The 21,704-nt window shown below is 56.5% G+C and carries 17 protein-coding genes and 1 tRNA gene; 14 read left to right on the plus strand and 4 right to left on the minus strand.

Going from position 1 to position 21,704, the window contains the following annotated elements; genetic code table 11:
- Positions 1 to 455: 455 nt before the first annotated feature.
- The 11 genes from G512_RS0113325 (at position 456) to G512_RS0113375 (ending at position 10,754) form a co-directional block, all read left to right on the plus strand.
- Complete coding sequence (locus G512_RS0113325) at positions 456 to 1,526, plus strand: polyamine ABC transporter substrate-binding protein (protein ID WP_051269350.1); 1,071 nt, start codon at positions 456 to 458, stop codon at positions 1,524 to 1,526.
- A gap of 219 nt (positions 1,527 to 1,745) precedes the next feature.
- Complete coding sequence (locus tag G512_RS0113330) at positions 1,746 to 2,837, plus strand: polyamine ABC transporter substrate-binding protein (protein ID WP_028482152.1); 1,092 nt, start codon at positions 1,746 to 1,748, stop codon at positions 2,835 to 2,837.
- A gap of 112 nt (positions 2,838 to 2,949) precedes the next feature.
- A complete protein-coding gene (locus tag G512_RS0113335; protein WP_028482153.1) occupies positions 2,950 to 4,101 on the plus strand; it encodes an ABC transporter ATP-binding protein in 1,152 nt (383 codons plus the stop codon).
- 16 nt (positions 4,102 to 4,117) lie between these two features.
- The gene (locus G512_RS0113340; RefSeq protein WP_028482154.1) at positions 4,118 to 5,047 is read left to right on the plus strand and encodes an ABC transporter permease subunit; all 930 of its coding nucleotides are present in this window, start codon (positions 4,118 to 4,120) and stop codon (positions 5,045 to 5,047) included.
- Positions 5,047 to 5,877 carry an ABC transporter permease gene (locus tag G512_RS0113345; RefSeq protein WP_036489798.1) on the plus strand — a complete coding sequence of 277 codons (831 nt, stop codon included), beginning with the start codon at positions 5,047 to 5,049 and terminating at the stop codon, positions 5,875 to 5,877. The genes G512_RS0113340 and G512_RS0113345 overlap by 1 nt, the downstream gene beginning before the upstream one ends.
- Before the next feature lie 351 nt (positions 5,878 to 6,228).
- Positions 6,229 to 6,924, plus strand: coding sequence for a CoA transferase subunit A (locus G512_RS0113350; protein ID WP_028482156.1), 696 nt, complete (start codon positions 6,229 to 6,231; stop codon positions 6,922 to 6,924).
- A 2-nt stretch (positions 6,925 to 6,926) separates the two neighbouring features.
- Positions 6,927 to 7,556 carry a CoA transferase subunit B gene (locus G512_RS0113355; RefSeq protein WP_028482157.1) on the plus strand — a complete coding sequence of 210 codons (630 nt, stop codon included), beginning with the start codon at positions 6,927 to 6,929 and terminating at the stop codon, positions 7,554 to 7,556.
- Positions 7,557 to 7,656: 100 nt separating this feature from the next.
- Positions 7,657 to 7,845: a hypothetical protein gene (locus tag G512_RS22595; protein WP_143181462.1), complete on the plus strand. Its 189-nt coding sequence runs from the start codon at positions 7,657 to 7,659 to the stop codon at positions 7,843 to 7,845.
- A gap of 1,223 nt (positions 7,846 to 9,068) precedes the next feature.
- The gene (locus G512_RS0113365) at positions 9,069 to 9,443 is read left to right on the plus strand and encodes a RidA family protein (RefSeq protein ID WP_028482158.1); all 375 of its coding nucleotides are present in this window, start codon (positions 9,069 to 9,071) and stop codon (positions 9,441 to 9,443) included.
- A gap of 85 nt (positions 9,444 to 9,528) precedes the next feature.
- Complete coding sequence (locus G512_RS0113370) at positions 9,529 to 10,155, plus strand: LysE family translocator (RefSeq protein ID WP_028482159.1); 627 nt, start codon at positions 9,529 to 9,531, stop codon at positions 10,153 to 10,155.
- A gap of 101 nt (positions 10,156 to 10,256) precedes the next feature.
- A complete protein-coding gene (locus G512_RS0113375) occupies positions 10,257 to 10,754 on the plus strand; it encodes a YgjV family protein (protein ID WP_028482160.1) in 498 nt (165 codons plus the stop codon).
- Between the two features lie 20 nt (positions 10,755 to 10,774).
- On the opposite strand, the gene G512_RS0113380 is transcribed toward G512_RS0113375, so the two are convergent.
- The 4 genes from G512_RS0113380 to G512_RS0113395 all read right to left on the minus strand — a co-directional run bounded on the left by G512_RS0113380 (position 10,775) and on the right by G512_RS0113395 (position 17,843).
- The gene (locus tag G512_RS0113380; protein ID WP_081657487.1) at positions 10,775 to 12,529 is read right to left on the minus strand and encodes an ABC transporter permease; all 1,755 of its coding nucleotides are present in this window, start codon (positions 12,527 to 12,529) and stop codon (positions 10,775 to 10,777) included.
- A 7-nt stretch (positions 12,530 to 12,536) separates the two neighbouring features.
- Positions 12,537 to 13,595, minus strand: coding sequence for a Fe(3+) ABC transporter substrate-binding protein (locus tag G512_RS0113385; protein ID WP_081657489.1), 1,059 nt, complete (start codon positions 13,593 to 13,595; stop codon positions 12,537 to 12,539).
- Between the two features lie 387 nt (positions 13,596 to 13,982).
- The gene (locus G512_RS0113390) at positions 13,983 to 14,951 is read right to left on the minus strand and encodes a threonine dehydratase (protein ID WP_028482163.1); all 969 of its coding nucleotides are present in this window, start codon (positions 14,949 to 14,951) and stop codon (positions 13,983 to 13,985) included.
- Between the two features lie 60 nt (positions 14,952 to 15,011).
- A complete protein-coding gene (locus G512_RS0113395) occupies positions 15,012 to 17,843 on the minus strand; it encodes a PAS domain-containing sensor histidine kinase (RefSeq protein ID WP_028482164.1) in 2,832 nt (943 codons plus the stop codon).
- A 347-nt stretch (positions 17,844 to 18,190) separates the two neighbouring features.
- Here G512_RS0113395 and G512_RS0113400 point away from each other — a divergent pair, with 347 nt between their 5' ends.
- From G512_RS0113400 to G512_RS0113410, 3 genes are all read left to right on the plus strand, one after another.
- Entirely contained in the window at positions 18,191 to 18,577 is a 387-nt protein-coding gene (locus tag G512_RS0113400; RefSeq protein WP_036489799.1) for a phasin family protein, read from the plus strand.
- A gap of 162 nt (positions 18,578 to 18,739) precedes the next feature.
- Positions 18,740 to 19,243: a phasin family protein gene (locus G512_RS0113405; RefSeq protein WP_028482166.1), complete on the plus strand. Its 504-nt coding sequence runs from the start codon at positions 18,740 to 18,742 to the stop codon at positions 19,241 to 19,243.
- 183 nt (positions 19,244 to 19,426) lie between these two features.
- A tRNA-His gene (locus G512_RS0113410) sits at positions 19,427 to 19,503 on the plus strand.
- The last annotated feature ends 2,201 nt before the right edge of the window (positions 19,504 to 21,704 follow it).

The raw sequence follows: 21,704 nt of genomic DNA on the forward strand, positions 1-21,704 counted from the left end.
CATACTTGAAAGAGGGGCGGCAGCAAAGATGGAACCCGTGTTTCCGGGGCGCATCTCGGTCTTGGCATCAAAAATCAGGGCAATATCGGCTCCGCTGAGAAAGAGGTAGGCAACTCACCCTCGCATAGCAGATGGCGGTACGCAATGGTGGCGGGCCGTGTCGTCTGGGCAGGGGAGGGCACGCCTTGAGACGGCTCTGTATTTCCATGAAAGGGAGGGGCAGATTCGGAGTAAATCCGTAAAGTTGGAATGAAACCCTGTCATATTCTCGAAGATGTGGTGTGAAATCGTTTCACATATATTCGTATTGGTCTGAAAAAGAAAAGAGATCGTGCGTCCGTTGATATTTTTCCCAAGTAAAGGTTGACGTTAAGAGCAATACCTTGAACTGTGGTTCCTGTTGAAACACACCGAAACCGAATAGGAGGTAGAACGAATTGAAAAACATACTGGCGATGGCCGCATCCGCTGTGGTGATGACAACCACGATGGTGCACGCACAGGAGCGAACCGTCTATGTTTACAATTGGTCCGACTACATCGACGAACAAATTCTCGAAGACTTTACGGAAGAAACCGGCATCAACGTTGTTTATGACGTCTTTGACTCCAACGAACTGCTGGAAACCAAACTCCTGACAGGCGGTAGCGGTTATGATGTTGTCGTGCCGACAGCGTCTTTCATGGCTCGCCAGATCGACGCCGGCGTTTTTGCCAAGCTCGACAAGTCAAAACTCCCCAACGCGCAATACCTTTGGGACGTGGTGCTGGATCGCACGGAGCGCTACGATCCCGGCAATGCTTATTCCATCAACTACATGTGGGGCACGACCGGCTTTGGTATGAACAAGGCCAAGATTGCGCAGGTCATGGATGAGGCGCCCCTCAACAGTTGGGACTTGCTGTTCAAGCCGGAAAATCTGGAAAAGGTTTCCAAGTGCGGCGTTTATGTTCTCAATGCGCCCGCGGAAATGTTCCCGGCGGCCTTGAATTATCTCGGGTACGAGGCGGATTCCAAGGATCCGGAGCAACTTGAGGAAGCAGGCGCGCTGCTTGAAAAGATGCGTCCTCACGTCCGTAAGTTCCATTCCTCCGAATACATCAACGCGCTGGCCAATGGTGACATCTGTCTGGCAGTTGGTTGGTCTGGTGATATTCTGCAAGCCCGTGATCGGGCCGCGGAAGCCGATAATGGTGTGACGGTTGATTATGTGGTGCCCAAGGAAGGCTCCATGATGTGGTTCGACCAGATGGCAATTCCGGCAGATGCACCACACATGGATGAGGCCCATGCCTTCCTGAACTACATCATGAAACCCGAGGTTATGGCCAAGGCATCCAACTATATTTACTACGCCAACGGTGTTGAAGCGTCGAAAGAATTCCTTCTGGATGAGGTGAAGAACGACCCGGCGATCTATCCAGATCAGGAGACCATCGAAAACCTGTATACAACTACGGCATATCCGCCAAAAGTGCAGCGTTTGGTCACTCGCCTATGGACACAGGTCACCACTGGGCAGTAAGGCAAGCCGTCGGCCCGCACCGGATTCGGTAGGCGGGCCGATTTCGTCTCATCCTTGAAGACAAACCGGATCCAGTGGGTTTCGGGGAATGGCGGCGCTTGGTTTATAGTTTTCCGTCACAAGAAGGATATCGCATGGTTGTATTGCGTAGATAGACACCGGCACAAACAGGAAAGCTGGAAGGTCCGTCTGCGTTCGTTCTCTATGGAGTGCTTGACAATGATAAGAAAGACCCTGCTCGCGGGAGTTGCTGTGTTTGCAGTTGGCATGGGTGCCGCTGCGGCTCAGGACCGGACTGTAAATATTTACAACTGGTCAGACTACATTGATGACGAGGTCCTCGCTCAGTTCGAGGAAGAAACGGGCATCGCCGTAAAATACGATGTATTCGACTCCAACGAAGTCTTGGAAACAAAGCTCCTGACTGGTGGCACCGGGTATGATGTCGTTGCACCCACAGCGCAGTTTCTGAGCCGTCAGATTCAGGCGGGTGTGTTCCAGAAGCTGGACCGTGATCAACTGCCCAATCTCAAGCACATGGACAAGCAGCTTATGGAGCGCTTGTCAAAGCTGGATCCAGAGAACGCTTACTCCATCAATTACATGTGGGGTACCTCGGGCCTTGGCATGAACACCGCCAAGATCAAGGAGGTCGCACCGGACGCGCCGCTGGATAGCTGGGCCATCCTGTTTGATCCGGAAATCCTCAAGCAGGTGTCCGAATGTGGTGTCCACGTCATGGACGAGCCGGACGAAATGTTCCCGGCTGCTTTGCATTATCTCGGCATGGACCCGGATTCCAATGATCCGGAAGACATTCGCAAGGCCGGTGAGTTGCTGGAAACCATCCGCCCGTACGTGCTCAAGTTCCACAACTCCGAGTTCGTGAATGCTCTGGCGAACGGCGACATCTGCCTGGCCTACGGTTGGTCCGGCGATGTGATGCAGGCGGCGGATCGAGCCGCCGAAGCCGGCAATGGTGTTGAGCTTGAATATGTGTTGCCGAAAGAAGGCGGACAGATGTGGTTTGACCAGATGGCAATCCCGGCAGACGCTCCGCACCCGGAAGAAGCGCATGAGTTCCTGAACTTTATCATGCGTCCGGAAATCGCTGCCAAGCTCACCAACTACATTTACTATGCGAACGGTAACGAAGCGGCGACCGATCTGGTTGATGATGAGATCAAGGGTGATCCAAGCATCTACCCGACCAAGGACGTCAAGGAAAAGCTTTACACCGTTTCTGCCAAGCCGCTGAAGACACAACGCGTGATGAACCGCGTTTGGACGGCGGTCAAGTCCGGTCAATAAACCGGTCAGGCCTTTCAGTTCGTTTCGGGGGCGAGGCCACGCGTCTCGCCCCTGTTTAATTGCTCTGAACATACCCCTTTCATGAGGGGACTGGCAGGAAAGGATTTCGGTCTTGGCTAAGAAACCGATTGGTCCAGTTCGCCGGGCTTTTGCTCCTTGGGAAGACCCCAACGCAATACCGTTTATCGAATTCAGGAATGTTACGAAGCGTTTCGGTGATTTTGTCGCCGTCGACAACTTGTCATTGAGCATCTACGAACGTGAGTTCCATGCCCTGCTCGGGGGATCAGGCTGTGGCAAAACCACGATGATGCGCATGCTGGCTGGCTTCGAGACGCCGACAGAAGGCCAGATTTTGCTGGACGGGCAGGATCTTGCGGGCATCCCGCCCTACAAGCGTCCCGTCAACATGATGTTCCAGTCCTATGCGTTGTTTCCGCACATGACGGTGGAAGCGAACATCGCTTTCGGGTTGAAACAGGACGGCATGCCCGCATCGGAGATCAAGTCCCGAGTTGACGAGATGCTGCGCCTCGTCAAGCTGGAGCCCTTTGCCAAGCGCAAACCGCATCAGCTTTCCGGCGGGCAACGTCAGCGTGTCGCTCTGGCGCGCTCACTTGCCAAGCGGCCCAAGGTGTTGCTGCTCGACGAGCCTCTGGCCGCGCTTGACAAGAAACTGCGCGAGGAAACGCAGCTTGAGCTGATGACGTTGCAGGAAGACCTGCGCATGACCTTCCTGATTGTGACCCATGATCAGGAAGAAGCGATGACCGTCGCCGACCGTATTTCCGTCATGGATCACGGGCACATCCGGCAGGTGGCAACGCCCGGCGAAATCTACGAAACACCCAACTCGCGGTTCGTGGCCGAATTCATCGGTGACATCAACCTGTTCTCCGGTCAGATCTCCGAGGTCAATGAGAACGATGCCCGCCTGTTCTGTACGGTTCTGGGCCAACACATTGACATTCAGGGAGCAGGGAAGGTGACTGCCGGCTCCAATGCCGCGTTTGCCATTCGGCCTGAAAAGGTGCGTATTTCGCTGGACAAGCCAGAACCGTCCAATGCCAATGTGATTCCGGGTGAGGTGTGGGACATCGCCTATATGGGTGATGTATCCATCTATCACATCAAGATCGCGGAAACAGAAACCGTACGCGCCGTTGTTGCCAATACAACCCGACTTGTGGAGCGCCCGATCACATGGGATGACAAGATCTGGTTGTCTTGGGACCGCGATGCCGGTGTCATCCTGACCAAGTAACAGGAGGGACTGCGTGATGGACCGCGAGGTACACTCACAAGCCTATACCAAGAGCCGTCTCGGTCGGTGGGCACTTATTGCGGTGCCCTATGCCTGGCTGCTGCTCTTCTTCCTGGCGCCATTTGTTATCGTCTTCAAGATCTCGCTCTCCGAGGTCGTGGTGTCCATTCCGCCGTATCAGCCAGTCATCGACTGGGCGAACGGTCTTGCTGGTGTGCTCGATACAGCGCGTCAGTGGTCATTCGACAATTACATCTGGCTCACGCAGGATGCCATTTACTTCAAAGCGTATCTGTCCAGTCTGCAGATTGCCTTGATCGCCACCGCGATTACGCTGGTGGTGGGCTATCCCATCGCCTACGGCATGGCCCGCGCGCCCAAGGCATGGCAGCCAACCTTGCTGATGCTGATCATCCTGCCGTTCTGGACCAGCTTTCTCATTCGCGTCTATGCGTGGATCGGGATCTTGAAGAATGAAGGCCTGCTGAATCAGGTCCTCATGTCATTGGGGCTGATCAGTGATCCGCTGATTATCCTGAATACCAATGCGGCGGTCTATATTGGCATTGTCTACTCCTATCTGCCGTTCATGGTGCTCCCGCTGTATTCTTCGCTGGAGAAAATGGACGGATCATTGATTGAGGCGGCAGAAGATCTCGGGTGTCCGCCCATGAAAGCATTCTGGCAGGTCACCATTCCCCTTTCGGTGCCGGGGATCATTGCCGGGTGTTTTCTCGTATTCATTCCGGCTGTAGGGGAGTTCGTCATTCCGGATATTCTGGGGGGCTCCGAAACTCTCATGATCGGCAAGACCTTGTGGGTCGAGTTCTTCCGCAACCGTGATTGGCCGGTGGCGTCGGCGGTCGCCGTTGTCCTGCTTCTCATCCTGGTCATTCCCATCGTCCTGTTCCAACGCCAGCAGGAAAAACAGAGGGAGGCGGCCTGATGGAACAACGCAAGATATCCTGGTTCAATATCACCTCACTGGTTCTGGGCTTTTCCTTCTTGTATCTGCCCATCGTGATTCTGGTGATTTACTCCTTCAATGCCTCGCGCCTTGTCACGGTTTGGGGGGGATTTTCCACCAAGTGGTACGTCAGTCTGCTCAACAATGAGCAAATGCTGGATGCTGCTTGGGTGACCCTGCGCATCGGGTTTACCTCTGCCACGCTTGCGACCATTCTCGGAACACTGGCGGCCATGGTCTTGGCCCGGCAAGGCCGTTTCTTCGGCCGGACCCTGTTTTCCGGCATGATCTACGCACCGCTGGTCATGCCGGAGGTCATTCTCGGTCTGTCGCTGTTGTTGTTGTTCGTGGCAATGGATCAGGCCCGTGGCTTTTGGACCATCATGATCGCTCACACCACGTTTGCCATGTGTTATGTGGCGGTTGTGGTGCAGTCCCGGCTGGCCGGCTTCGACAAGTCCCTGGAAGAAGCCGCCATGGATTTGGGCTGCCCACCGGTCAAAACCTTTTTCCATGTCACCCTGCCGCAAATCCTGCCGGGCGTTGCTGCGGGTTGGATGTTGGCCTTCACCCTCTCGCTGGATGATCTGGTGATTGCCAGCTTCACCACCGGGCCGGGCGCCACGACGTTGCCGATGAAGATCTACAGTCAGGTCCGTCTAGGGGTGACGCCAGAAATCAACGCGGTCTGCACGATTCTTGTCGGCATTGTAACGGTGGGCGTTATCACCGCGTCCCTGATTACCAAACGCCAGCAACTGCAGCGCGAGCGGGATGAACGCATGGCCTTTGCTGCCAATCAGCATTGAATGAAGGCTTTTCTCCACATTTGCTTGAAACGAGCCGGGGGCATTGCTCCCGGCTTTTTCATGGGGCGTAACGGAAGGTCAACCGACGAAGGTCGTGAGTGTGCGCCGCAAAAGCTGCGCGTATAGTATTTTTATATAGATTCCGGGGTTCCGGACTTGGCACTTGATCAAAACATAGGTATCAAGACGTAGACTGGCGGGCGAGCCTATTTGACCACATAGGACGGGAGGCACGCCAGCAAGCGCCGCAATATAGGGGCGCAAAACGAATTGAGCTGCGGCAGGATTGATGGGCTTAAGCATTGAAATGCAAAGCTAATCGGGAATGCTGCACAGGTCTGGGAGATCGTGATGAAGAAAGTTTTCCCAACGGCAGCCGCTGCTTTGGAGGGATTGACCTTCGACGGCATGACCGTCATGGCAGGGGGATTTGGCCTCTGCGGGATTCCTGAAAACCTGATTGTTGCATTGCGGGATACCGGCGTTCAGAACGTGACCGCCATCTCGAACAATGCCGGCGTGGATGATTTTGGGCTCGGGTTGATGCTGCAAACCCGTCAGATCAAGAAGATGGTTTCGTCCTATGTTGGCGAAAATGCCACCTTTGCAGAACAGTATCTGAACGGTGAGTTGGAGCTGGAGTTCAATCCGCAGGGCACGCTGGCCGAGCGCTGCCGGGCAGGTGGCGCCGGCATCCCCGGTTTTTATACCAAAACCGGTGTGGGCACCCTTGTTGCTGAAGGCAAAGAGCACAAGGAATTCAACGGCGAAACCTACATTATGGAAACCGGCCTCGTGGCCGATCTGTCCATCGTCAAGGCGTGGAAGGGCGACAAGGAAGGCAACCTGATCTATCGCAAGACCGCGCGCAACTTCAACCCGATGATGGCCACAGCCGGCAAGGTTACGGTTGCCGAGGTTGAGGAGCTGGTCGAGGTTGGCGAACTGGACCCGGACCAGATCCACACACCGGGCATTTATGTTGACCGTATCGTTGAAGGCACTTTTGAAAAGCGCATCGAAAAGCGCACGATCCGGGAGGCTTGATCATGGCTTGGACACGTGACCAAATGGCCGAACGGGCGGCCCAGGAACTTCAGGACGGTTTCTACGTCAATCTCGGGATCGGGATCCCCACTCTTGTGGCCAACTACATCCCCGAGGGCATGGACGTTACCCTGCAATCCGAGAACGGTATGCTCGGTATGGGACCGTTCCCGACGGAAGACGAGATCGATGCCGATCTGATCAATGCAGGCAAGCAGACCATTACAGAGTTGCCTCGTACGAGCTACTTTTCCAATGCTGACAGTTTTGCCATGATCCGTGGCGGGCACATTGATCTGTCCATTCTTGGCGCAATGGAAGTTGCTGAAAATGGCGATCTGGCGAACTGGATGATCCCCGGAAAGCTGGTCAAGGGCATGGGCGGGGCCATGGATCTGGTGGCAGGCGTCAAGCGTGTGGTTGTGATCATGGATCATACCAGCAAGGCTGGTGAGCCGAAGCTTTTGAAAAAGTGCACGCTGCCCCTCACCGGTGTCCACTGCGTCAGCCGCATCATCACCAACCTCGGTGTTTTTGATGTTGTTGAGGGCGGCTTGAAGGTCGTTGAAATGGCACCGGATGTCACCATCGACGAAATTCGCGAGAAGACGGATGCAGCATTGGTTGAGTAAGCCAGCGCCGTAGTCTTGGAGAACAAAAGGGCGGCCCCAAGGCCGCCCTTTCTCTTTTGGGCAGCGCTGAGGGTGCGAGGTCGACTGGATCCCGCATCACGTGCGGGATGACGTTCGTGCGGTAAGGCGACGCTGGTTTGTTACACGGGCGCTGGATGGTCACATGGTGCACATCCCACTCACCAAGAAGTCATCCCGGACCAGCGCAGCGCAGATCCGGGATCCAGAGCCACCAAGCATTGATGATTTGACTGACGCCCGACTAGACCCCGGCTCGGGGGCCGGGTGACGGCGGAATGGAATGCGGAGGTGCTCGGCAACGCGGCTGCTGGGAGTGGCAAAATGGCGGGGAAGCATTGCGATTTCGACAGTGGGGCAGTGCAAATGCCTCAAGACCAGGCGGCTTCTCGATCGTAAGAGCCTCCGACTCCTTAGGAGGTCATCCCGGACCAGCGCAGCGCAGATCCGGGATCCAGCAGGGCTGCTGCGCACTCTTGTGGTCAGGCTTGAGGCGATGGCTTTCCCGTGCCGCTTTGGATCCCGCATCAAGTGCGGGAAGACGTTCGTGCGGTAAGGCTGCGCTTGTATGTTACATTGGCGCTGGATGGTCACATGGTGCGTATCTCACTCCCCAAGAGGTCATCCCGGACCAGCGCAGCGCAGATCCGGGATCCAGCAGGGCTGCAGCGCGCTCTTTTGGTCAGGCGTGAGGCGATGGCTTTCCCGTGCCGCTTTGGATCCCACATCACGTGCGGGATGACGTTCGTGCGGTAAGGCGACGCTGGTATGTTACACGGGCGCTGGATGGTCACATGGTGCGTATCTCACTCCCCAAGAAGTCATCCCGGACGTTGAGCGGTAAGCGAAACGCAGATCCGGGATCCAGAGCCACCAAGCATTGATGATTTGACTGACGTCCGACTAGACCCCGGCTCGGGGGCCGGGGTGACGGCGGAATGGAATGCGGAGATGCTCGGCAACGCGGCTGCTGGGAGTGGCAAAATGGCCGGGAAGCATGGCGATTTCGACAGTGGGGCAGTGCAAATTCCTCAAGACCAGGCGGCTTCTCGATCGTAAGAGCCTCCGACCCCTTAGGAGGTCATCCCGGACGAGCGCAGCGCAGATCCGGGATCCAGCAGGGCTGCAGCGCGCTTTTCTGGTCAGGCTTAAGGCGATGGCTTTCCCGTATCGATCTGGATCCCGCATCAAGTGCGGGATGACGTTCGTGCGGTAAGGCGACGCTGGTATGTTACACGGGCGCTGGACGGTCACATGGTGCGTATCTCACTCCCCAAGAGGTCATCCCGGACCAGCGCAGCGCAGATCCGGGATCCAGAGCCACACAGTATTACGGGCGCGAAGGGGGACTGGGCTTTCGCTCGGCAGTCACAGGGACAGCACTCGCAATAAGATCGTTTATATGATTGCGCAGGCTTGGGCGGTGTTTTAAATTCCTTTTCCGGCCCAAGTGCCGGATTTTCTTGGCGATTCGGCTGTTGGGGGGCAACGCAGATGAATCTTCAGCGCAAAAGCTATCCATTTCTGCCAGAGGCAGCTGGGCCATATGCCCACGCTGTGAAACACGGCAGTACCTTGTACATCTCCGGCCTGACAGCATTTGGCACGCCTTCGCAGTCGGGAACAGCTCAGGAACAGGCTGAAGAGATCCTGCATCAGATTGCATCCATCGCCGTTGAGGAAGGCAGCGATCTGCGTAACCTCGTCAAGGTCACCATTTTCGTGACTGACCTGAAGGGTCTGACCAACCTCCGTCAGCTTCTTTCCCAAGCGTATGGTGTGCATCTGCCAGCCAGTTCGCTGATTGAGGTCAAGAGTCTGTTCAATCCGGACCTGAAAGTTGAAATAGAAGCGATCCTTGCGATCTGAAAACTCAACGAGTAAAGCCTTGCATTGAAGGGCGGGGGCAAGCCATGCTCCGGCTCCAAGCAACTGTCGAATCTGGAGCCGTGTTGTGATCCCCGTTGAAACGCTGTCCGCCTTTTTTGCCGTGGTCGTTCTGTTGGCGCTAACCCCGGGGCCAGACAATTTGTTCGTACTCACGCAATCTGCGGTCTCAGGGCGGATGGCGGGTATCGCCGTGACGTTCGGTTTGTCTACAGGGGTGATTGCGCATACGGTGGCCGTGGCCCTTGGGGTTGCCGCGATTTTCCAGACATCGGCGCTTGCCTTCTCCATTCTCAAGTATGTCGGTGCAGCGTATCTGCTGTACTTGGCGTGGGGCGCTTTTCGCGCCAAAGCAGCGCCAATCGGCATTGGCGGCGGTCCAAAGCTGAGCTATGGGGCCCTGTATCGGCGTGGCGTGATCATGAATATCACCAACCCCAAAGTGTCGATCTTCTTCTTGTCGTTCCTGCCGCAGTTTGTCGATCCCGCAGTTGGGCCACTCATTCCCCAGTTCCTGCAGTTGGGCTTCGTGTTCATCCTGTGCACGATATTGGTGTTTGGCGGCATTGCGATGCTGGCCGGGATGATTGGCGAAAAATTCGGCAAATCTGCCAGCGCTCAATCCATCCTGAACAAGATTGCGGGCACGGTATTTGTGGGGCTGGCCTTGAAACTGGCAACGACAACCCGTTGATCCCTCAAGTGCCCTTGCAGCATCGGTGCGAGTGCTGATCCCTTCGCTTGCGGAACTGGCCTAAGGTCGCAGTTCTGTCTGTCTTTATGTGAGTCGGTTCCGTGGATCCCATATTCGTACAAGCGCTGGGGCTTGCGGCTCTGGCCATCAATCTGTTCTCGTTTTCTACAGTAAATGACCGCCGTCTGCGCGCGTTGCTGTTCGGATCCTGCTCGCTGTTTGCCATTCACTATGTGCTGCTCGGCGCGGCTGTTGCAGGCGTCAATCTGGTTATCAACGCGGTGCGGGCTTTCGTGTCCTTGCGGTTCACCGGTGTTGGCTGGTTTGTTTTGTTTGCGGCACTGCAAACGGTCATGAGTGCAGTGCTCTATGCCACGCCGTTGGACATCGTACCGTGGGTGGCCTCGCTCATCACCGGCTTTGCCTTGTTTTGCTTGTCTGGCATCAAGCTGCGCATCGCCATGTTGCTTGGCACACTCACATGGATGATCAACTCAGTTCTGGTGGGCTCATGGGGTGGTATGCTCAATGATGCCATCAACGGTACCGCCTTGTTGTTGACCATCTGGCGGCTACACCGGCAACCGGCTGTGTCCTAATCCCAAGGTTGGTGTGGTCGTCAGGCTTTTTCTGCCTCTGCTGTCAGGGGCGGCGCCATGGCAAGAGACCGTGTGCTTTGTTTTTGGCGGAAAGTTTTCACCGTTGTTCGGGCCAGCAAGGCGACCGGCACGATGCCAACCAGCACAATGAACAGAGCCGGGAAAGCAGCTTCTTCAAAAGCTTCACGGGAGGCGGCATTGTAGACTGTGGTTGCCAGAGTCTCAAAGTTGAATGGGCGCAACAGCAGCGTGGCTGGCAACTCCTTCATCACTTCCACAAAGGCCAGCAGCATGGCCGAGGACAACACCGGTTTCAGCAACGGCATGTGAATGCGCCGCAATGTGCCCAAAGCATTTTCGCCAAGTGTACGGGATGCCATGTCCAGGTTGGGCGAAATCTTGCCAAAGCCGCTATCGATTTGCCCGTAGGAGACTGCCAGAAAGCGAACAACATAGGCGTACACCAAGGCGGTGCCGGAGCCGATCAGTATAAGGCCGGTGGAAACGCCGAACATGTCGCGCATGGCGTTTGCCACCACATTGTCCAGCGCGGCGACAGGAAACAGAATTCCGACGGCGAGGATCGTGCCGGGAACAGCATAACCGATGGAGGCAAGCCGCCCCAGGGTTGATGTCAAGGGTGTTGGTGAAATGCGTCGGTTGTAAGCCAGTGCCAGACTGACTCCGATGGAGACAACTGCGGCAATCACTGCCAGCCAGATGGTGTTTTGAGCCGCTTGCCACAGCGCGGGATTGAAGAATTCTTCCGTTCTACGCAGTGCGCGGCTGGCCAGCAGCAGAGCAGGAAAAACAAAGCCCAGTAAAATCGGGAGGGCGCACGCGGCAATGGCAAGCCACGCCCGTGTGCCCACCAGCGTGTAGCTGGGAAGCGCGCGAGTTTCGCTGCCGTTGGATTGATAAAAGCGTTGGCGCCGGCGCGCATAGTGCTCCAGCCAGATCAGGCCGAACACAATCAGCAGCATTACGCTGGCCAATTGGGCGGCGCCCGTCAAACTGGATCGGTTAAGCCAAGTCTCGTAAACGGAAAAAGTCAGGGTCTTTACGCCAAAAAACGTGACTGCGCCAATGTCGTTCAGAGTTTCCATCAGCGCCAGCGTGACACCAACCGCAATGGCCGGGCGTGCCAGTGGGAGGGCGACACGGAAGAACAACCGCAGCGGCCCTGCACCCAAGGTACGCGAAACGTCCAGCGTGCCGGCGGACTGGATGAGAAAACTGGCTCGTGCGGTGAGATAGACATACGGGTAAAGCACGAACCCCATGACGAAGATCGCACCACCGAGGGAGCGGATCTCAGGAAACCAGTAGTCACGCGAGGTCTGAAAGCCAAAAAGGTCGCGCAACGTGGACTGCACAATACCCGTGTAATCCAGGATCTCAACGTAGGAAAACGCGATGATGTAAGTCGGTACGGCGAGGGGGATCAACAACGCCACATCGAAGAAGCGCTGACCCGGAAACCGGCACATGGTGACAAGCCATGCGGTTGTCACTCCGACGCTGAGAGTCAACAGGCCAACGCCTAGCAGTAAAAGAATGGTTGTCCAGACGGCGCCGGGCAAAACCGTTTCGATCAGATGCTGCCAGTTGTCACCCGCCAAACCAGTGGCCAGATAAAGCACGGTCAGCACCGGCAGTACGGCCAGCGCTGTCAAGGCAAGGGTTCCAAACGCGAGAACCCGCTCCCCTTTCGACAGGGGAGCGGGCGCTGCGTACACATGCTTTACATGCGTCGGTTCAGCGTTGACTGACATTCATACCTCAGCTGGCAGGTCCGTCATCAAAAGCCACACGGTCAACCAGCTCACTGGCAATCTTGCGGTTCTTTGCAATGACATCCAGAGAAATCGGGTCTGGGTTCAAGTCGCCCCAACCTTTGACGCGCTCGGATGCTTCAGCGGTTTCAAGGACCGGATACTCGAAATTCTTTGCTGCGTAAATCTCCTGGGCTTCACCGGAAGACAGGAATTCCATCAGCTTCAGGGCGTTGTCATGGTTCGGCGCATGCTTGGCCAGCACCATGCCGGAAATGTTGACGTGGGTGCCCCGATCATCAGAGTTCGGGAACAGGATGCGCACGGACTCGGCCCATTCCTTTTGCTCGGGATCCTTCTCGTTGGTCTGCATCTTGCCCATGTAATAGGTGTTGCCCAGCGAGATGTCGCATTCACCGGCATAGATGGACTTGACCTGTGCGCGGTCATTGCCGGTTGGCTTGCGCGCGAGGTTGTCGCGAACGGCCGTCAACCACTGTTCAGTTTCTTCTTCGCCGTGGTGCGCCACCATGGAAGCGAACAGGCCAATGGAATAAACATGCTGTCCGGAACGGGTGCAGATGCGGCCCTTCCACTTTTCATCCGCCAGTTCTTCGTAGGTGATGCTGTCTTGATCAACCCGGTCCTTGGAGGCGTAAATCACGCGTGCACGGGTTGTCAGGCCAAACCAGTGACCTTCGGGATCACGAAGGTTTTCAGGAATGTTGGCATTGATGGTGTCATTGTCCACCGACTGGGTTACGCCAAGGTCCTTGGCACCCTGTAGACGGCCAATGTCAACGGTCATGAGCAGGTCTGCCGGAGAGTTTTCGCCTTCAGCCTTCATGCGTTCGGCCAAACCTTTTGAGGCAAACACAACGTTGGTTTTAATTCCTGTTTCTTGTGTGAATGCATCAAGCAGTGGCTTGATAAGTTCGGGCTGGCGATAGGAGTAGATATTGACCTCCTCTGCAGCACTAACGGCTGGCGTAAGACTAACAACTCCGGCGATTGTTGCCGCCGCTGCTGCTGCACTCAGTCGTACCGAACGCTTGGTGAATACCATTGAACCCTTGCCTTTCGTGTAAGAGTTTTTCTTTACGGTGAAACTCATAATCTCCGCGGCAATATCTAAAAGTGGAATTTGAATGTCAACAATAACTGGAAGTGAAATCAATAAGATGGAACTATTCTAAACTATATATGACGGCTGGTTTTGTTGTATCTATCTGCAATTGCGAATGATTTTCAACTGCTGCTTTGCCAGCTGCACGTTGTCACATTGTCGATTATTCACAGGTTGGAACTGGAAAAACTCACGCTGAAGGCGCTCTCATAAAGGAAGTTGATTCTCGGGTAAACCCCGAGGTCGCTGCCCGCTGGCCAAGGCACAAGAGCGCCCTGCATTCCGCCGGCAATTGATGGCGTTTCGCAGCAAATCAGTGAGAAGGGTTCATGCGGTGGGTGTGCGTCCGGCAAGTATGTCACGCATCGCCCGCCGTTCAATGTTCTGGCCGCACAAGATCACGGCGACCCTTTTGCCGGCCCACTCGTCTTGTTCCTTGCGCAATCCGGCCAAGGCGGCCGCACCTGCACCCTCGGCCACGTTGTGGGTGGTGCGAAACAGGAGACGGATTGCCTCTGCCACCTCATCATCACTGACTTCCACCAGATGGTCCACGCCCGCACGAATAGTGGCCAGCGCTTCTGCGTCCGGCACGGTGACGTTCAGGCCTTCGGCAAAAGTAGGCAAGCCGGGCTCAGCTGGCATCGCTTGCCCCATTAACGTGCGCGCGTAAACCGGAGCGCGATCCGATACCACGCCGATAACGCGGGTTGGTGCGCGAAAAACGGCCCGTGCGGCAAGAACCCCGCACAAACCGTTGCCAAGGCCAATGGGTACGAAGATGGCGTCCGGAGCAGGCCCGGCGCGAAACAGTTCCAGCGCGTAGGTGCCGCATCCGCGCACGAGATCGGTATGGAACGCCGGCACGGGGGCGTGGCGCCCCTCAGCGGCCAAAGCATGCGCATGAGCCTGCGCGTCTTCGAACCGCATCCCGTGTTCAATGACAAAGGCGCCGTGTGCCTGGGCCATGGCAACCTTTTCCGGCGATACACCTTGCGGCATCACCAGCGCCATTTGAAAGCCAAACAACTGCGCGGCCCATGCCAGACTCAGGCCGTGGTTACCGCGTGTTGCCGTGATGAAGCTGCTGCCAGCGGGATGGATGCGCCTCATCGCCTCCATGAAAACCAGCGCGCTCCGAGCCTTGAACGACCCGGTTGGGGCATGGTTTTCGTGTTTGACCATGACTTGACACCCCGTGTGCTGGTCCAGAAGTGGCCAGTGATACAGCGGCGTAGGAGCCATGTGGTTGTACACAACGGTGGCGGCGTCTTCCAAGGCGGCAAGAGTCAGCATGGCAGTCCAAACCCTTTTGCATATAGGGTGCAGGCAAACCCGCCGCGCCGGAGCTTGAAATCAGTCGGTCAGCACCCGTTGCGGCGGGAAGGTGATCTCGGCAAGTGTACCCACGCCTTCTTCAGATTCTATTGAAAAGACCGCTCGATTTGCTTCGGCCAGGGCTTTGGTCAACGGCAGACCCAGTCCGCTGCCCTGTACATCCGGCGATGGGTTGATCTGCCGAAACGGCTGCATGGCAGCTTCAAGATCCGCCGGGCTCATGCCCCGGCCGGTATCCCGTACCCGCAACATCACTTCGCCGGTGGGTTCAAGGGCCAGCGAAACGATGACTTGCCCGCCGGGCTTGTTGAACTTGATGGCGTTGGACAAAAGGTTCAGCGTGATCTGACGCAAAGCCCGCGGATCTGACACGATCCGTGGCACCGAGGTGGGCAGGCTGGCGCGAATGATGACCTTCTCCCGGTTGGCCTGCGGCTGTAGCAACGCAACGCACTCGCGAATGGTTTCGCCGGCGGAAACGGCCTCGAACGACAGCTCCATGTGGCCGGCCTCGATCTTGGCCAGATCCAGCAGGTCGTTGAGCAGGCTGAGTATGTGCGAGCCGGAGCGGTGGATGTCGGAAAGATACTCCTTGTAACGCTCACTGCCCAAGGTGCCAAACCGTTCTTCCTGCATGACCTCCGCAAACCCGATGATCGCGTTCAGCGGTGTGCGGATTTCGTGGCTGATCTTGGCAAGAAAATCGGATTTCTGCGCGTTCGAGCTTTCAGCTTCCTTGCGTGCGGAAATCAGCTCCTCTTCCGCTGTCTTCCATTGGGTGATGTCACGCAGCACGGCGCAGTACTTGTCGTGCTCATCACTGCTGACATGGCCCATGGTCATGAACAGCGGAATCAAGCCACCGTTGCTGTCCCGGCCGATTACCTCCCGGCCATCATTGAGCAAACTGGCCACCCCATTGGATGCCAGTCCTTCCAGATAGTCCAGCGCATCGCGGTGGCTTTCCGGCGCCAGAAACTCCACAAGAGGCGCGCCTACCATTGCGTCTGGATCGGCGGAGAACAGTGCTTGTGCCGAGTAGTTCGCACTCAGAATGCGCCCATCGCGCGACAGAACAAGTACACCATCTGTTGCTGTTTCCAGCACGGATTCCAGCTCCATGACCCGGCTGCGCAAGGCGGCTGTTTTTTCGTCCGCTTTCGGCTGTGTCATTGGCGGCACCGAGGGCGCCGGCGTGTCAGTCCCCATGGGCGTTTTGCCGCTGAGCGAAATCATCAGTGCCTGACCGCCATTCCAGGGCACTGCATGCATGCGTGCATCAACCGGGCGCACCCCGCCGGTGCCCAGACGTACATGCATGACACGGTCCAGTGTTTCTTCAGGCGGCGACGGGCATTCTTCCGGTGCAGCAAAAATCGCTTCCAGCCCGCCCGCTTTGCTCAAGGCTTCAAAGCGGTCGTAGCCCAGCAACTCCAAAAGCGTATCGTTGGCATAAACCACGTCCCGATCACGCACGATTGCCACGCCGATCGGCAAACGGTCCAGAAGGCGCGGGTGAATGGGGCTCGCTTGGGGTTTGTCCGGAATCCGTCCAGGTGCGTCCTGACGGGCAGCGGCTTCGCCTTCCAGTTCGTGACGCGGTCTTTGGGTCACGACACGGGTGATGTTGCTTTCATCGACAGGTGCCTTGGCGGCTGGTGGCACAGGAGCTGCCGTTTCGGGCTTTTCTTCCGAAGGTGAAGCGGGGGGCGGGGCCTGTGTGGTTGGCTCGGTCTTGGGAGCGCCATTCTGGGCGCCCAGTGCCCGGGCGATCTTGTCGAAAGCATCTTGTTCTGGCTTGGACAGGCGAGAGGCTGCCCCACTGTCGATGTTGCCAGACTTCTCCACGAACCGCACGATGTTGCTTGTCAGGTCAAACAGGCTTTGTGGCCCTCGGCGTGGACCCGGTTTGGGGGCATCCGGCAAGTTGGCAATGGCCTTGGCAAAGGCATCCATGCCGCCATCCGGTGAGGGGGTATCATTGCGCTCCAGTTGTTCCGGCACATCTTCATCTTCTGCCGCTTCTTCCAAAGCGGCGTGGATTTGCGGATCCTCATGCGCGCTGAAGGTTTCCTCATCCGTGGCAGGTGCGGGCTCGGCCGGCTCTGCCTCTGAATCAGGTTCTGACCCCTCTGAGCGTTCAAGCGCTTCAGCAGGTGCAGGTGGTTCCGGTTCCGTCTGTGGTGCATCAGGCGTTACAGCTTCTGGCTCGGCTGCTACGGGGGCGTCGGCTTCGTGATCCGGCGCAGATGCAAGGTCAAAGGTTTCCGGGCCAAACGCGTCGTCATCCCCGACTGCGTGAGCCAGATCTGCCGACACCTCGACGGCGTCGGCACTGCCCTGTTCAGTGGGCGGTGCGGAGAACGAGTGCGGAGGTGCTGGCGTGTCTACCGCGTTCTCCGGTTGCTCGGCATTGGCCGGTTCTTCGACCTCGGAAGCCTCAAAGGTTGTCGTGAGAGCTACCATGGGGTCCACATAATCCGGCGCTTCAGCAGCCGCCACGGAACGGATCATGCCAAACCCGCGAAAACCTTGGGGCGATCCGTCTTCCGCGAAAATCGCGGTGGCCGTCAGATCAATAGGGACCCTGAGCTTGCTGTTGCAGATCGGCCAATGCACCGTTTGGCCGTTGAACGCGGTGCGTTCATCAAGGGCAGTTTGCAGCGGCTTGGGCAAGGCGAGTGCCAGCGCACCGGCCACGTCAGAGAAGCGTTGGCCAATCAAAAGCTCATCCTGTGGCCCGACAGTTTCGCTGAAGGTGCTGGAGAAAGCTGTAAAGTGACAGTCCTCGTCCATTTGCCAAGCAAATTGTACGGGCCGCTGACGGCGCTTGAATACAAAGTCAGCCACTTTTACTTTCCTCTGTCTGGCAGTGATCCGGCACGCGCATTTTTATTCAATATCTATCGCACTTTGTAGCTGCTGTCAGCGTGTCTCTCAAACGATAATACTCAGTTTCAAACAGCTCGGGCAGCAGCGAAACCCATCATCCCTCGGCCTGTTTAATGAACACCTAGCAAAATTGATTAAGGCTTTAAAACCTCAAGTTTATCCAGCACTAATTTGAGGAGTGATGTTCGGGGATTCAATCTCCAGATCGGGTCTAGAGTTCAGTGTTACTCTAGCGTAAACTGTAATCTCACAGTCAAAATCATCTGGCAAACTATTCAGGGTTGCAGTTCAGGAGGAGGGACACGATGACCAAAGACGACATGCGTTTTGAAATTCCCGAGCACCTGCGGGAAATGGCCGATCAAGGATTGGATCAAGCTCGCAAGGCTTTTGAAGAATACGTTTCCATGACACATGGTGCATTGGGAAATATCGAGGCAGCCGCCAGTACAGCACAGACCGAAGGTGTAGAGTTGAACAAGCAGGCAGTGGCCTTTGCGGAAGAGAACATCAACTCGGCATTCGACTATGCGCAGAAGCTGTGCAGCGCAAAGTCCTATGACGAACTGATGCAGCTCAACAAGGCTTTCATCGAAAAACAGATGGAGATTGCTGGCGAGCAGGCGCGGGTGATGAGCGATAAGACGGCAAATGCCGCATCCCAAACTGCCCGCAAATTTACAGAAAAATAGCGAGCAATCAGCGGGTTGGATTTTGATTTATTGTGCAGTGCAAAAACATGTTGCGCTGCACAAGTTTTTTGGGTAGGGTACATGAAGTTGACCTAAGAGGAAGTGTTGATCTTACCTCGGGTCCCGTTGGAATTATTGCCTATTTAACCCAAGGAGTTTCAGATGTCCGAAACGACCACTGCAACGTCCAAGACCGCTGCAAAAACTCGGACCGCGAAAGCGTCTGCCTCCAAAACTGCTGAAAAAGAGGTTCCGTCCATGTCTACTGTTGAGATGCCTGCTGTATTCCGTGAAATGACCGAAAAGAGCGTCGATTCCGCACGTGAAGCCTACGCCAAGTTCAAGGATGCGTCCGAAGAAGCAACCGGTCGCATGGAAGAAACGCTTGAGGCGACTCGTGACGGTCTGTCCGAAATGAACATCAAGGCTATTGATGCCGCTCAAGAGAACACCAACGCCATGTTTGCCCACATGAAGGACATGTTTGGCGCCAAGACCCTTTCAGAGGCGATCGAACTGCAGTCCACATTTGCCCGCAAGCAGTACGAAGCCATGACCAGTCAGGCGAAGGACATTCAGGAAACAGCTGCAAAGCTGACCAATTCCATGTCTGAGCCAGCTAAGGCTGCTTTCGAGAAGGCAATGAAGGAAAGCAAGGTTCTTTAAGGGCTTAGCTTCGCTCCTTCGGCGTTGATATGCGATGAAAATCCACAGAACGCGGACTGAAAAACGCCTATCCCTACGGGTGTTTGCGCAATTTGGTCCCGTTCTGTGGAATTCCCGAAAATTAGTTTTCAAGGGCCCTTGCCAATCCAGAAAACTGCGCCTATGTTCCGCCGCACTTGCCAAGCAGACGTAGCTCAGTTGGTTAGAGCGTCGGATTGTGGCTCCGAAGGTCGGTGGTTCGAATCCACCCGTCTGTACCATCCTTACGGCAAGCATCTCTCCCCAAAATTTATTGTAAGGCCCGAGGCCGCGGTATTCTTTCTGCCTTGCTGGTGGGTCTCTGTCTTTGGCTACCGACGCTTGGCGCTGCTTCAAAAAAGTGACATCTGACGTCTTCGCGGTTCCGTGCGCTTGGCGTTCCGGATTCTGTGTCTGGCACTGAGTGGGGCGCCGGCTTTTTCATGCGGCCCCGTTTCCCCGAACCTTTCATCGCCTTTCCTCGTTTGTCATGCCGGACAAGCGCAGCGCTGATCCGGCATCCATTTGGGCGGTGCTTTGGAGCAGGCGTTGTGGTTCCGTGGTGATGCGGTGCGCACGCACAATCTGCTTGTTTTGTTCAAACGAACGCGTTTTGCGTGCAAGAGTTATTCTCCTTGAGGTGGGGCTGCGTTGGCGAGGGACTGCTGGCCCTTGCCCTGCCTTGGGTAGGGGGATAAGGGCGAGAAAGGGTCAGCTTGACGGCTTGAAGCCTTTTTTGAGGGCGCTGTTCGTGCCGACGGATCGCGCAGGGGGATAACGTTGTACCGTTTCGCTCGGCGTATCCGGTGGTGAGGATCCGGTTCTGGGGAGGATAAGTCGAGACCGGATTGCTGGCGCTGCTTCAAAAAAGTGACATCTGACGTCTTTGCGGTTCCGTGCGCTTGGCGTTCCGGATTCTGTGTCTGGCACCAAATGGGGCGCCGGCTTTTTCATGCGGCCCCGTTTCCCCGAACCTTCCATCGCCTTTTCCTCGGCCGTCATGCCGGACTTGCTCCGGCCTCCAGATTCACGGGGCTTCGCGGGTGTGTGCCTCTGCTGGTTTGGATCCCGGCTCGGGGGCCGGGATGACCTGTGTGGGGTGAGCCCGTTGGGTTCTGGTCTTGTTGTTTTGCGTGAGCATGAGGAGCGCTCGGCCGGCTCGCTCTAAGTATGCTGGTTCCGCATTCTCCCGTTTTGACGCAGCCCTGAGGCCTGGGGGCTGCTCGTCCTTCCCCTCGGCTGTCATGTTGGACTTGGTCCGGCATCCAGATTCGCGAGCCTTCGCGGGGCGTGCCTCTGCCGGTCTGGATCCCGGCTCGGGGGCCGGGATGACCTGTGTGGGGTAGGGGCGACGTTGGGTTCTGGGCTCAGAGCTTTTTATCCGCGGTCTCATGTGATTTTGTGCTTGGAGATGGCAAGACCTGAGAGCTGTTGTGCATTATCCATTTCTCGACATGGTTATGTGATCTGTGGGCTGTGCTTCCTTCCCTCGGCTGTCCTGCGAGACTTGCTCCGGCATCCAGATTCACGGGGCTTTGCGGGTGTGTGCCTCTGCCGTTCTGGATCCCGGCTCGGGGGCCGGGATGACATACGTGGGGTGAGCCCGTTGGCGTTCCGGATTTTGTGTCTGGCGCTTCTAGTTTCTCTCGGTCTCTTCCTTCTCTCGGCCGTCATGCCGGACAAGCGCAGCGCTGATCCGGCATCCATTTGGGCGGTGCGTTGGAGCAGGCGTTGTGGTTTCGTGGTGATGCGGTGCGCACGCACAACCTGCGTGTTTTGTTCAAACGAACGCATTTTGCGTGCATGAGTTATTCTCCTTGAGGTGGGGCTGCGTTGGCGAGGGCCTGCTGGCCCTTGCCCTGTATTGGGTAGGGGGATAAGGGCGAGAATGGGTCAGCTTGACGGCTTGAGGCCTTTTTTGAGGGCGCTGTTCGTACCGACGGATCGCGCAGGGGAATAACGTTGTGCCGTTTCGCTCAGCGTATCCGGTGGTGAGGATCCGGTTCTGGGGAGGATAAGTCGAGACCGGATTGCTGGCGCTGCTTCAAAAAAGTGACATCTGACGTCTTTGCGGTTCCGTGCGCTTGGCGTTCCGGATTCTGTGTCTGGCACCAAATGGGGTGCCGGCTTTTTCATGCGGCCCCGTTTCCCCGACCCTTCCATCGCCTTTCCCTCGTTTGTCATGCCGGACAAGCGCAGCGCTGATCCGGTACCCAGACTCACGGGGCTTTGCGGGTGCGGCGTGCCCCTGTTGGTCTGGATCCCGGCTCGGGGGCCGGGATGACCTGCGTGGGGTAGGGGCGACGTTGGGTTTTGGTCTTATTGTTTTGCGTGAGCAGTAGGTCGGTAGGGTTTCGGTCGGACGATTTGCAGAGAGTTCATCGTAGGGCTCTGGCCCCTTTTATCTTTGCGCCGCGTTGCTGCTGGACCTGATCCTGTTTGC

The sequence above is a fragment of the Pseudovibrio exalbescens DSM 16456 genome (genome assembly GCF_000422785.1).
Classification (GTDB): domain Bacteria; phylum Pseudomonadota; class Alphaproteobacteria; order Rhizobiales; family Stappiaceae; genus Pseudovibrio; species Pseudovibrio exalbescens.